The following is a 12,144-nucleotide window of genomic DNA, read 5'->3' on the forward strand; positions in this document are numbered from 1 at the left end:
CCATGAGCACTGTCAGCCTGCTCGACGTTGCCGGATACCTGCCCGAGAACATCGTCCCCGCGGACTATTTCGCGCAGTACGCGGATCCTGACGAGGTCACTTCCAACATCATGTTCAAGGCCCCCAAGTTCCGCCACCACGTCGCGCCGGGTGAGACGCCCGCCGACATGGCCGAGCGTGCCGTAGCCCCGATCCTCGCCCGGCAGGGCCGGGATGCGTTGCGCGACATCGATGTTCTCATCGTGCACACCCAGCTGCCGGATATCGGCATCGTGGGCAGCGGTGGCGACGTGGCCGCCCGCCTGGGCATCGCGCCGGAGTGGCTGATCGATCTGCACAACGGCGGCTGCGCGTCCTTCGTCTACGGCATGAAGCTGGCCCGCCAGATCCTGCTCTCCTCCGACGCGCGCTCCGCCCTGGTGGTGACCATCCAGAATGTCGCGGGCCAGGTCTTCACCCAGGAGCAGGTGCGCGGCAAGGCGCAGGCCGCGATTCCGGGCGACGGCGCGGGCGCGGGACTGCTGGTGAAGTCCGGTGTTTCGCCGATCCTCGATATCGAGACCCGGCACCTGCCGGAGTTCGCCGGGCAGATGACCGTCATCGCCGACCCGCCGCGCCGCTACTGGGAGGCCGGATCCGGCCAGATGCACGTGGGTTTCACCGAATCCAAGATCGCCAAGGTGCTGCAGCGCGGCAACCGGCTGGTGCCCGAGGTGGCGAATGCGGTGTGCGGTCGCATCGGGGTGTCCGCGCAGGAGCTGGATCTGCTGGTCACCAATCAGCCCAACCGCGCCTTCCTGCGCAACTGGCGCGACGCCCTGCAGCTGCCGCCCGAACGACACCCGGACACCTTCGACGACTGCGGAAACCTGTTCGGCGCGGGCATTCCCGTCACCTTCGACCGGGCGATCGACGAGGGCCGGGTGCCGGCCGGGTCGCTGGTGATGTTCGCGGGCTTCGCGCACGCGGGCGATTTCGCCGGGGCCGCCGCCGTCCGCTGGGGCGGGCGCTGAGGGGCCGGCCGCGATGAGTCCGCTGATCACGGCCGGACATCGGCTGCAGCTCAACGAGATTCCCTATGGACCGCCGCCTTCGGTCCAGCAGGCGCTGAGCGCTGCTTTGGCCTCGGCCAATCGCTATCCGGAATTCCTGCCGCAGCGGCTACCGCGGCTGATCGCCGCCCGGCTCGGCTGCGACCCCGATCGCATCGTGGTGGGCGCGGGCGCGACCGGCGTGATCATGCACATCGTCCAGGAATTCGGTTCCGGCGCGGCCGAAGTCGTCATGGCGACGCCCACCTTCGACGGGTTCCCCATCCTGACCAGCATGGCGGGTGGGCGGCCGGTCACGGTGCCGCTCACCGGCGCGGGCCGCCAGGACCTGGCGGCGCTGGCCGCCGCGGTGACCGAGCGGACCCGGCTGCTGGTGGTCTGCAGTCCGCACAATCCGACCGGAACCCTGGTGCCGCCAGGGGAATTCGAGGACTTCCTGCACGAGATCCCGGCGGCGGTCACCGTCGTCCTGGACGAGGCCTACGTGGATTTCGTCGCCGAGGCGGACCGCATCGATGTCTTCGCCCTGCTGGACCGGCACCCGAATCTGCTCGTGCTGCGCACCTTTTCGAAGGCCTACGGCCTCGCGGCCCTGCGGGTCGGTTACGCGCTCGGTGCGCCGGAGCTCATCGAGCGCGTCGCCCGCTGGCAGCTGCCGTTCGGCATGACCGCGCTGGCCGAGGTGGCGGTGCGGGCCTGCTACGAGGCGGAGGACGAGATCGCGGCCCGGGTGGCGGTGCTGGGCGAGCAACGCGCTCATCTCACCGCCGGGCTGCGCGAGCTCGGCCTGTGCATTCCCGACAGCTACGCCAACTTCTCCTACCTCACCCTGTCCGGCGCCGAGGCCGATCGGGTGGCAACCGCGTTGGCGGGCGCGGACATCCACGTCAAGACCTATCCCACCGGTATCCGCATCACGGTCGGCGATCGCGCGGCCACCGACGCCGTGCTCGCCACGGTCCGCAGTACAGTGCAGTAATGCACGAACATCCGCCTTCCGCACCCGACGGGCAACGGGCCGGAGCGGACGAGGAGATCGACTACGCACTGCTGTCGCTCAATGCCCAGCTGTGCTTCGCGCTGTACTCCACGTCGCGATCCATGACCGCCGCTTACCGGCCGTTCCTGGACGACATGAACCTGACCTACCCGCAGTACCTGGTGCTGCTGGCGCTGTGGGAACGGCCCGGCATCACCATGAAGGACCTCGGTGAACAGGTGCATCTCGACTACGGCACGCTCTCGCCCCTGGTCCAGCGACTGCAGTCGCGCGGCCTGGTCGAGAGTGTCCGCAGCGCCACCGACGGCCGGGCGGTGGTGCTGCACGCCACCGACGCCAGCCGCGGCCTCCAGCACGGCGCACAACAGATGATCCGCACCGTGGTGGACCTGGTCGGCGTCCCGATCGAGGACATCGAGACGCTGCGCGATCAGGTCAAGGCCCTGGGCGCCCGGCTCGACGCGGCCGCGGCAGCCGCCCGCGCCCGCTGACCGCGGATCCCTGGACCGCCGACCCCGCCCGGTCACCACGCCGGTGATCGGCGACGGGTACGCGGGCAGTGTTTTCGGTCACGCGAATTTGGCCAGTGCGTCCGCCACGATGGCGTCCAGCCGGGCGTGGTGCGCGCCCTTCCAGTAGGTCTGGCCGCAGTCGACGCACTGGGCGAAGGAGTCGTAGGTCTGACCCGTGTTGTCGGGCAGCTGGTCGCGGACGGTCTCGCGATCGGCGGGGCGCAGCGTGCCGTTGCAGGAGGTGCAGCGGGTCCACGGGGCCAGGCGCGGGGCGAAGCGGGACAGCACGTCGTCCAGCTGCTCCGCCGGTTGATGGCTGTAAACGTAAGCGCCGGAATAGATTTCGCGGCGGCGCAGCAGGCCGCGATCGCGAGAGAGCAATACCCGGCGCTCGGCCGCGGAGCGCGCCGCCAGCGCGGCGTCGCCGATATCCGGATTCTCGTATGCCGCATCGATTCCCAGCAGGCGCAGCCGCCGGGCCAGGGTACCCAGGTGGATGTCGAGCAGGAAGCGCAGCGGTTCGGGGCTGGTCTGCGGACGGGACACCGCCGCCACCGTGACGCTCTCGCCGCCGCGTGGAATATGACCGGCCGCAACCGGTTCCCCGTTCACCAGCAGGGCGCCCACCTCGGTGAGCGGCACGCCCGATGACTCCACCACATGCCCCAGCGTCGAGGTGCCGTCCACCCGGACCGGCGAGCCGTCGCGCTGACCGACGAACACGCGCAGCTCGGGCGCGAACTCGACGGTGATTTCCCCTGCGTTCACCAGCCCAGGATCCCAGAAACCGGGCACCGGCGAGCAACTCCATTTCGATCCCGGCCGGCCGGTTCGGCGGCGAGAAACGTGAAGTGGAGACCAATTTCACTGGTGCAGTGGCCTGAAGCACAGTCGAAAGGTGTGAGAACAGTTAGTTGACCAATTGTTTGCACACCGGCTGGTTGCGGAGTCTTGTTGACGCCTTGCCAGCATAGGTGTAACGATGGGAAACAGATACTTAGGTCACTTCCCGAGAGGCTCTGACAATGTCGTCAGCATCCGTGACGGCCGACGACCCTGCGGTCGCATTCGCCCGGCAGTATGCCGAGAAGCTCATGCTGCTCTCGCAGGGCTCGGTCGACAAGAATTTCGATCCGTTCACCGATATCGACTGGGATCACCCCGATTTCGTGGTGAAGACCGACGACAAGCGGTGGATCCTGCCGGTTTCGGGCGACATGTTCGCCCGGCATCCGTGGTACCAGGCGCAATCCGAGGCGCGCAAGATCGCCATCGGGCTGTGGCGCCAGGCCAATATCGCCAAGGTGGGGCTGCAGTTCGAGACGCTGCTCATCGGCGGCATGGTGCAGCACACCTTCAAGCTGCCCAATGGCTCACCGGAGTTCCGGTACTGCACCCACGAGGTCATCGAGGAGTGCAACCACACCCTGATGTTCCAGGAGATGGTGAACCGCATCGGGATCGATGTGCCGGGCATGAATCCGATCCTCAAGCAGCTCACCTATCTGGTGCCGCCGCTCGCCTCGGTCTTCCCGAACCTGTTCTTCATGGCGGTGCTCTCCGGTGAGGAGCCGATCGACCACATCCAGAAGGCGATTCTGCGGGCGGGCGAGGATATTCATCCGATCATGCGCGGTGTCATGGCGATCCACATCGCCGAGGAGGCCCGGCACATCTCCTTCGCCCACGAGTTCCTGGAACATCATGTGCCGCAGGCGAACCCGATCGACAGATTCGTGCTGTCGCTGGCCTTCCCGATCGTCCTGTGGATCGGCGGGCGGGCCATCCTCGTCCCGCCGCGCGCGTTCTTCCGGGAATTCGGGATTCCGCGCTCGGTCCGCAAGGACGTCTTCTTCGGGCTGCCCGACTCCAAGGAGGCCTTCGCGGGCTTCTTCGGTGACGTGCGGTCGCTGGCCAAGAAGATCGGGCTGATGAATCCGGTCTCCAAGCAGGTGTGGAAGGCGCTGGGCATCGACGGCGCGACCACCCGCTACCGATCGGAACCGGATCGCCCGGGTCAGGTCCGCGCGGCCTGACCGGGATGACGGGCGTGGACCGGGGACTTCGGTCCCCACCCGCCCGCGACAGTAGACGTTACCGTAAATAACATGTAATACTCGGTGCGTCCGGACGCCGATGTCCGGGCGCGACGAGAAGCGAGAACCTCAATGACGCGGCATGTCGACGTACTGATCATCGGGGCGGGTCTGTCCGGAATCGGCATGGCCTGCCATCTCACCCGCGAGCAGACCGGGCGCAGCTACCTGATCCTGGAGCGCCGGACCGCCATCGGCGGCACCTGGGATCTGTTCAAGTACCCCGGCATCCGCTCCGACTCGGACATGTACACCTTCGGCTACGGCTTCCGGCCCTGGCACGGCACCAAGGTGCTCGCCGACGGACCGCACATCCGCCAGTACATCGAGGACACCGCCGCCGAATACGGCGTCACCGATCACATTCGCTTCGGTCGCAAGGTCACCAAGACCGCCTGGTCCAGCGACGAGGGCGGGTGGACCGTCGAGGTGCTCGACGAGCGCACCGGCAAGACCGAGACCTACACCAGCAACTTCCTGGTCGGCTGCACCGGCTACTACGACTACGACAAGGGCTACCGGCCGCAGTTCCCCGGCGAGGAGAACTTCGGCGGGCAGATCGTGCATCCGCAGCACTGGCCCGAGGACCTCGACTATCGCGGTAAGCGCGTGGTCGTGATCGGCAGCGGCGCGACCGCCATCACGCTCATCCCGGCCATGAGCAATGACGCCGCGCACGTCACCATGCTGCAGCGCTCGCCCACCTACATCGCCGCGCTGCCCGCCGACGACCCGGTCGCGGTCGGGTTCAAGTTCGCGAGAGTGCCTGCCGCCATTGCGTACCGGGCGGGCCGGGCGCGCAATATCGCGCTGCAGCGGGCCAGCTACCAGCTCTCGCGCACCAACCCCAAGTTGTCGGCCAAGCTCATGCTGGCCGCGGTGCGCGCGCAGGTCGGGCCCGACATCGACATGAAGCACTTCACCCCGAGCTACAACCCGTGGGACCAGCGCCTGTGCGTGGTGCCCAACGGCGATCTGTTCCGGGTGCTGCGCAAGGGCAAGGCGTCCATCGTCACCGACACCATCGAGACCTTCACCGAGAAGGGCATCCGCCTGTCCTCGGGCGAGGAGCTCGAGGCCGACATCATCGTCAGCGCAACGGGTCTCACCGTGCAGATGCTCGGCGGCGCGGAGCTGGAGGTGGACGGCGCGGCGCTCGCCACCCGGGATCTGGTGGCCTACAAGGGCGCACTGCTCGGGACCGTCCCGAACATGATGGTGATCCTCGGCTACACCAACGCCTCCTGGACCCTCAAGGCCGATCTGGCCGCCGAGTACTTCTGCCGCCTGCTGAACCACATGCGCGACAACGGATTCACCGAGGTCGTCGCCATCCCCGAGGAGGGCGACCGCTCCGAGGCGTCCCTCATGGGCGGCGCCCTGACCTCCGGCTACATCCAGCGCGGCGACGGCGTCATGCCCCGCCAGGGCACCCGCGGCCCATGGCAGGTCATCAACAACTACTTCCGCGACCGCGCCATGCTCCGCAAGGCCCCGCTGGAGGACGGCGTCCTGCGCTTCCGCCGCAGCACCCGCCAGTCCACCCCGACCCCCGCCGAATCCCGTTCCGCCTGACCCTTTCCCGCGCCGCCGGATGCACGATCAAGCCAGTGATCCGGCCGCTGGCCCTTTCGCACACCGCCGGCGGGATCGCAGGATGGTGGAATGACCACCACTCCGCCTTCGTTCCCGGCCATGGTGCGTGAGGAGTTCGCGCCCACGACGACCTACCTGAATGCGGCCAGTTATGGCCTGCTGCCGAAATCGGTTGTGGCGGAGGTGATCGCGGCCGAGGAACAGCGCATGCGCGGCGAGTTCGACATCCCCGGCGTGGACGCGCACGTCGACGCGTGCCGGGCCGCGTTCGGACGGCTCACCGGGTTCGACTCGGCCCAGGTGGCGGCCGGCGCGCAGGTCTCGCAACTGGTCGGGCTGGTGGCGCAGAGCCTCCGGCCGGGCGCCAACGTGCTGGTGCCCGAGCACGAATTCAATTCGGTGCTCTGGCCTTTCCTGGTCCGGACCGACGTGAACGTGCGGGTCGTGCCGCTGGCGGACCTGCCGGACGCGATCCGGCCCGGCGACGATGTGGTGGCCGCCGCCCTGGTGCAGTCCGCCGACGGTGCGGTGCTGGATGTGGCGGCGACCGTGGCCGCCGCCCGTGCCCACGGCACGCGGGTGCTCTTCGACGTGAGCCAGGCCGTCGGCTGGCTGCCGGTGCGCGATACCGGGGCCGATTGGGTCGTGAGTGTCGGCTACAAGTGGCTGCTCGGTCCGAAGGGCACCGCGTTCCTTGCGGGAACGCCTGCGGCACTGGATGATCTGAGCCCCGTCGCCGCCGGCTGGTACGCGGGGTACAACCCCTGGGAGACCGTCTACGACGGCCCCTTGCGGCTGGCGGAGGACGCGCGCCGGTTCGATGTCGGGCCGGTGTGGCCCGCATGGATCGGGCAGCGGCGGAGCCTGGAGCTGATCGAAGGGGTCGGTATCGACGCCATTCACCGGCACGATGTGGCGCTGGCGGACCGGCTGCGCAAGGGACTCGGCCTGCCCGAGGGCAATTCGGCGATCGTGTCGATCGAGGTGCCGGAGCAGACCCTGGAGCGGGTGCGCGAGGCGCGGATCGTCGGCGCCCTGCGGGCCGGGCGACTGCGGCTGGCCTGCCACTTCTACAACACCGAAGCGGACATCGACCGGGCGCTCGACGTGCTCGCCGGGTAGTCCGGAGGTCAGATCGGCTGGTAGCCGCTGCCGACGCCCTTGCCGGCGTCGACGGCGGCGCGGATGGTGTCGAAGGCTACGGCGATGACGGGGGTGTGGACCGGGTTGTCGGCGTTGGTGCAGCTGAAGCGGATGACGCGGGTGTCGCTGATCAAGGGGGCGGAGATCATGCCGACTAGTTGGTCGCCGTTGGTGACGGGGCCGCCGGAGTCGCCGTAGCTGGAGCAGGCCTGTTCGAGGAAGCCCACGGGGCTGGAGGCCCAGACGATGCCGCAGGCATGGCCACTGGTGCGGCCGTTCTGGCAGACGATACTCAGGGCCGGTGGTGCCGGGGCGAGGGCGGTGATGGTGCTGCCGTTGACGGCACGCAGCGGGGTGACCACGGCCGGATCGAATTCGATGACGGCATAGTCGAGTTGCGGGTCGGCGTCGCGAACCACGCCGATCACTCCGGCATCGGGGAACTGCTCGCCGCGCACCAGGGTCCCCGTCCTGGCGCAATGGCCGGCGGTGAAGCCGACCAGTCGCCCGGCGGCGTCGTAGCCGATGGTGGTCAGACTGCATTTGGTGGCGCGGCCCAGGACCAGACCGGAGCCGCCGCCGAGCGCGGCCTGCGTGTCACCGGGTTCGGCGTGGGCGGCGGGTGCGGCGCACAGCCCCAGGGTCACGGCCACCGCGACCGGTGCGATCCAGCGGTTCACCTGCATGCCTACCACCTATCCGACTCGACGCGTACGGCTTCCGGCTTTCGCTACACGGTAGCCTCCGGGGTCAGCGCAGCCAGATCGGACGCTGTGCGGCGAATGGATCGGACTGGACGTGCGGAGCATCGGACCAGATCATGGTCTCGCGCCGGTCGAGAGTGTAGCGGGGCCAGCCGCCACCCGGGTCCGCGTTGCTGACGAACGACACCCACGCCCGGTGCACGGCATCGGCCAGCGATTGCGGCGGATTGTCGCCCGCCACCGCGGTCACGCCCGGCGCCCCCAGCAGGTCGAAGGCGAACGGCACATCGAGGCAGTGGAACGACATGCCCTGGTACTTGGGCGCATTCGAGGCCCAGGTGAACTCGTAGAGCCAGGTCGGCTGGTTGCGCCCGGCTCGCATCTCGGCCACCCGGTAGGACGGCATGCGAATGACGGCGTCGCTCTGCGCCTGTCCCGCAAGCTGATTCGCGTTCATCCCCGGGTAGGCGAGGCCGAACGCGGCGGTGGTGGCGGCGCCGAAACCGAGCGCGCCCAGCGCCGCCGGCAGCGTGGCGTCGGTGACCGGGGGCTGTTCGCCGCTGAGCGAGGCGCCGTTGAACTCCTGCGCGGTGAAGCCGATCATCAGCGGAATATCCTGGTTCGCACCGGATTTCAGGACATCGGCGCTGGTCGCGGGGATCAGCGTGCCGTCCGCCCAGGGAGCCAGGCCGAGCAGGGTGGCGGCGGTGCTGTCCGGACCGGGTGCGCGCAGCCGGTCCTCCATGTCCTGCAACCGCACCTTGCTGACGTCGCGCAGCGCGGCGGCGGTGGCGGGCATGCCGGTGCGCTCGGCGAACAGCTCGGACATGGCCAGCGCGGTGGCGCGATCATTGGGTTGCGTGACCGCGCCGGACTCCGAAATGCCCGCGCGGAACAGGCCTTTCGCGGACGGGGTGTTCATCAGCGCCCACACCGCGCCACCGCCGGCGGACTGGCCCGCGATGGTCACCCGGGCCGGGTCGCCGCCGAATGCGCCGATATTGTCGCGGACCCAGGTGAGCGCGGCGATCCAGTCCAGGACCCCGCGATTGTCGGGGGCGTCGTCCAGATGCAGGAAGCCCTCGATGCCGAGCCGATAGCCGGCCGACACCAGCACCACGCCGTCGCGATTGAAGGCCGCGCCGTCGTACCACGGGCTGGCGGGGCTGCCCGCCACGAAGCCGCCGCCGTGAATCCACACCAGCACCGGCAGTTTCGCGGTCCGGTCCGGGTTCGGGGTGAAGACGTTCACGGTGAGGATGCCGTCGCCCGGGATGGAGGGCTCCGGGATGGCGGTCACCTCGGACAGCTGCTTGATCTGTGCGGTGGGGCCGTACTTCGTGCAGTCGCGGGTCTCCAGCCAGGGGATCGGGCTCTTGGGCGCGGCGAAGCGCAGATCGCCGATCGGCGGCTGGGCGAAGGGGATGCCGAGGAAGGCGACGCCGGTGTCGCGGCGCTCGCCGCGGACGGGCCCCGAGGTGGTGGTGACGGTGTCGGCCACGCGTGCCCGGTCCGATCCGGATTTCCCACTGGAGCAGGCAGCGGTCAACGCCAATGCCCCGGCCCCGAGCAGGAGGGTCCGTCGTCCGATCTGTTCCGCGGCCATGCCAACCTCTGATCCATTATTTACGTCAACACTTGAAATAATTAACTGGCACCCTAGTCTCAAACCCGTGGATCCCGCACCCCCGCCCACCGATGCCGCCGCCATCCGCCGCCGCAATCTGGGCCTGGTCCTGCGTCACCTCGCCGACCACGGTCCCTGTCCCCGCACCGACGTGGCCGCCGCCACCGGACTCGCCCACGGTTCCGTCACCGCCCTCGTCGCCGATCTCACCGACCGCGGCCTGCTCCGTGAGGACGATGTCCTCCGCTCCGGCACCCGCGGCCGCCCCGGCCGGCCGCTCCGCCTCGAACCGCGCCGCGCCGCCGTGGCCGCGATCCAGATCACCTCCGAACATCTCGGTGTCGCCGTCGCCGATCTCGCGGGCGGCGTCGTGCACCGCGAAGTCGTGCCGCACGACCTGGCCCCCGGAACGCCCGAGGCCATGGCAGACGCCGTCGCCGCCGTCGTCGCCCGCATCGAGGCGTCCTTACCCGGATTCGCCGCCGCCGAAACGGATTCGGATCCGTACCCCGCGCCGGTGCTCGCCCGGGTCGTGATCGCCATGGCCGGACCCGTGCGCGACGACGCGGCGCAAACCGTCGTGGTAGCACCGGATTTCGGCTGGATGGAACCGGTCCGCCTGCGTGCTCTGGTGGCCGCCCGGCTGCCCGCGGCTGTCGTCGCGATCGACGTGGTCAATGACGCGAATGCGGCCGCCCTGGCCGAATTTCATGCCCTGCGGCATGATTCGCGCGGCCTGGTGCTGATCGAGGCCGGCACCGGGATCGGCGGCGGCGTCGTCCTCGACGGCCGCATCCACACCGGCAGCCACGGCATCGCCGGCGAACCCGGGCACATCCCGGTCGCCATGGACGGCCCCGCCTGCGTCTGCGGCGCCCGCGGCTGCCTGGTCTGCTTCGCGGGCCCGGAGGCGGTGTTCGAGGCCGCCGGACTCGGGGAACTGTTGCGTCGCAAGGGTTCGCAGCCCGCTCAGGCTGAACTGCTGGCCCTGCTGAGCCGGGCCGACACGCGCGCGGTGGCCGCGCTCGACACCGCCGCCCGGGCCCTCAGTACCGCCATCCTGTCCATCACGGCACTCCTCGACGCCGACGAAGTGGTCCTGGGCGGCCTGCTGAGCGACTGGTTCCGCTGGCTGATCCCGGCCATCGAATCCCGCCTCGCCGGTCGCCGGGCCCTCGCGCCCGCCCTGGCCCTGCGGGTCACCCCGGCGGCCCTCGGCGAGAACGGGATTCTCACCGGCGCCCTCGGCTTCGCCCGCCGCGCAGTTCTTTCCGACCCCGCGGTGGTGCCGCCGCTACCGGCGGCGGCCCGGGCGGGCGCCTGATCAGGCGGGGGCGGTCCCGAGCACCAGCCCGACCAGCACCACGCTGGTCGCGGCGGCGATCGAGCCGGTCGCCCAGCGGCTGAAATGCCGGTTGCCGGTGCGGATATTGGTGACGGTCAGCGCCCGGAACTCCCCGAACCGGTTCTCATGGCCGTCGGCGAACGCGGGATCGCCCAGGTGCAGGTCGGTGCCGAACAGCGGCAGGAAATGCAGAACCCAGTGGGCCCCCGCATCATCGGTGATACCGACCCGCATCCCGAGGTACCGGCGTACCGGCGCGCAGCGCCCGGCCAGCCGGGCCAGCGGCCCGATCCGGGGCCGGGCCGCCAGGTGAACGAGCAGGGCGGTGACGGCCACCCCTCCCGCCGTCACCGCCATCGCCGCCCGCGAAAGCGGGAGCATTCCCTCGCCGACCAGCGCCACCGCGGTGCCCACGAACCACAGGGGCTGCAGCGCAGGCATTTCCATCGGTCGCGGCGGCGAGGTGATCGTGCCGATCAAGCTGGACCTCCGATACCCGGCCGTCGGCAGCGGCACCGCCGCGACTTGCCCGAGCGGCCGCCTGCAGCCCCGGCAGGCGCCGGCATCGTGCGCATTGGTCCAGCCGCAGCGCGAACATCGGAGGGTGGAATCGGTGGTCATGGAGATCTCCTCCCCGGGATCTCGAAAGGTGGTGCCGGTCAGCGGATTCGCTGATCAGCTGTGTACCGGCGCCGCCGGGTGCGGTGGCGCCGGGGTGAATTCGGTGCGCAGGTCGCGCTCTGCGGACCGAACCCACAGCAGCACAACGACTTCGCGCAGGGTGAGGTCCAGCTCGGCGGCCAGCAGCTCGGCCACCGCCAGCGCCTGATCGGGATCGTCCGGACTCGGATCGCTCAGGATCTCGTCGAGCACCAGGCCGCGGCAGGCCGCTTCCTGGGTGAGCAATCGATCCGGGAGCCAGGTGAGCACCCAGCTGTCGGTGGAAGGTGTTGTGCGAAAGGCTATCTCGGGCGTCTTGTCGCTGCGGACGGTCCAGGGGGTGAATTCGAGGGCCATGAGGTCGGGAACCTCCTCGAAGAGTGGTTGTAGCACCAAGGATACTGGAGTG

At 69.5% G+C, this 12,144-nt stretch carries 12 protein-coding genes; 7 read left to right on the top strand and 5 right to left on the bottom strand.

Annotated elements, in window-relative coordinates:
• The first annotated feature begins 2 nt into the window (after window positions 1-2).
• From ACWEQQ_RS23970 to ACWEQQ_RS23980, 3 genes are all read left to right on the top strand, one after another.
• Window positions 3-1,013: a 3-oxoacyl-ACP synthase III family protein gene (locus ACWEQQ_RS23970; protein WP_452349753.1), complete on the top strand. Its 1,011-nt coding sequence runs from the start codon at window positions 3-5 to the stop codon at window positions 1,011-1,013.
• 13 nt (window positions 1,014-1,026) lie between these two features.
• The gene (locus tag ACWEQQ_RS23975) at window positions 1,027-2,031 is read left to right on the top strand and encodes a pyridoxal phosphate-dependent aminotransferase (protein ID WP_452349754.1); all 1,005 of its coding nucleotides are present in this window, start codon (window positions 1,027-1,029) and stop codon (window positions 2,029-2,031) included.
• 122 nt (window positions 2,032-2,153) lie between these two features.
• Window positions 2,154-2,543 (top strand): MarR family winged helix-turn-helix transcriptional regulator, encoded by a 390-nt coding sequence (locus ACWEQQ_RS23980; protein WP_452342560.1) that lies wholly within the window; start codon window positions 2,154-2,156, stop codon window positions 2,541-2,543.
• 78 nt (window positions 2,544-2,621) lie between these two features.
• Here ACWEQQ_RS23980 and ACWEQQ_RS23985 read toward each other — a convergent pair whose 3' ends face one another.
• Window positions 2,622-3,332, bottom strand: a complete 711-nt coding sequence (locus ACWEQQ_RS23985) for a Mut7-C RNAse domain-containing protein (protein ID WP_452342534.1) — start codon at window positions 3,330-3,332, stop codon at window positions 2,622-2,624.
• 257 nt (window positions 3,333-3,589) lie between these two features.
• Here ACWEQQ_RS23985 and ACWEQQ_RS23990 point away from each other — a divergent pair, with 257 nt between their 5' ends.
• The 3 genes from ACWEQQ_RS23990 (at window position 3,590) to ACWEQQ_RS24000 (ending at window position 7,378) form a co-directional block, all read left to right on the top strand.
• Window positions 3,590-4,600, top strand: coding sequence for an AurF N-oxygenase family protein (locus ACWEQQ_RS23990; RefSeq protein WP_452349755.1), 1,011 nt, complete (start codon window positions 3,590-3,592; stop codon window positions 4,598-4,600).
• A 132-nt stretch (window positions 4,601-4,732) separates the two neighbouring features.
• On the top strand, window positions 4,733-6,235 hold the full coding sequence (locus tag ACWEQQ_RS23995) for a flavin-containing monooxygenase (RefSeq protein WP_452349756.1): 1,503 nt from the start codon (window positions 4,733-4,735) through the stop codon (window positions 6,233-6,235).
• A gap of 90 nt (window positions 6,236-6,325) precedes the next feature.
• Window positions 6,326-7,378 carry an aminotransferase class V-fold PLP-dependent enzyme gene (locus ACWEQQ_RS24000; protein WP_452342537.1) on the top strand — a complete coding sequence of 351 codons (1,053 nt, stop codon included), beginning with the start codon at window positions 6,326-6,328 and terminating at the stop codon, window positions 7,376-7,378.
• 8 nt (window positions 7,379-7,386) lie between these two features.
• On the opposite strand, the gene ACWEQQ_RS24005 is transcribed toward ACWEQQ_RS24000, so the two are convergent.
• On the bottom strand, window positions 7,387-8,085 hold the full coding sequence (locus ACWEQQ_RS24005) for a hypothetical protein (protein ID WP_452349757.1): 699 nt from the start codon (window positions 8,083-8,085) through the stop codon (window positions 7,387-7,389).
• Between the two features lie 64 nt (window positions 8,086-8,149).
• Window positions 8,150-9,709: a carboxylesterase/lipase family protein gene (locus ACWEQQ_RS24010; protein WP_452349758.1), complete on the bottom strand. Its 1,560-nt coding sequence runs from the start codon at window positions 9,707-9,709 to the stop codon at window positions 8,150-8,152.
• 67 nt (window positions 9,710-9,776) lie between these two features.
• On the opposite strand from ACWEQQ_RS24010, the gene ACWEQQ_RS24015 reads away from it, so the two are divergent.
• Entirely contained in the window at window positions 9,777-11,054 is a 1,278-nt protein-coding gene (locus ACWEQQ_RS24015) for an ROK family transcriptional regulator (protein ID WP_452349759.1), read from the top strand.
• On the opposite strand, the gene ACWEQQ_RS24020 is transcribed toward ACWEQQ_RS24015, so the two are convergent.
• Window positions 11,055-11,696: a hypothetical protein gene (locus tag ACWEQQ_RS24020; protein ID WP_452342541.1), complete on the bottom strand. Its 642-nt coding sequence runs from the start codon at window positions 11,694-11,696 to the stop codon at window positions 11,055-11,057. It abuts the gene before it with no gap.
• Between the two features lie 54 nt (window positions 11,697-11,750).
• The gene (locus ACWEQQ_RS24025; RefSeq protein WP_452349760.1) at window positions 11,751-12,128 is read right to left on the bottom strand and encodes a hypothetical protein; all 378 of its coding nucleotides are present in this window, start codon (window positions 12,126-12,128) and stop codon (window positions 11,751-11,753) included.
• Window positions 12,129-12,144 lie beyond the last annotated feature (16 nt).

This window comes from Nocardia sp. NPDC004123, from assembly GCF_053603795.1.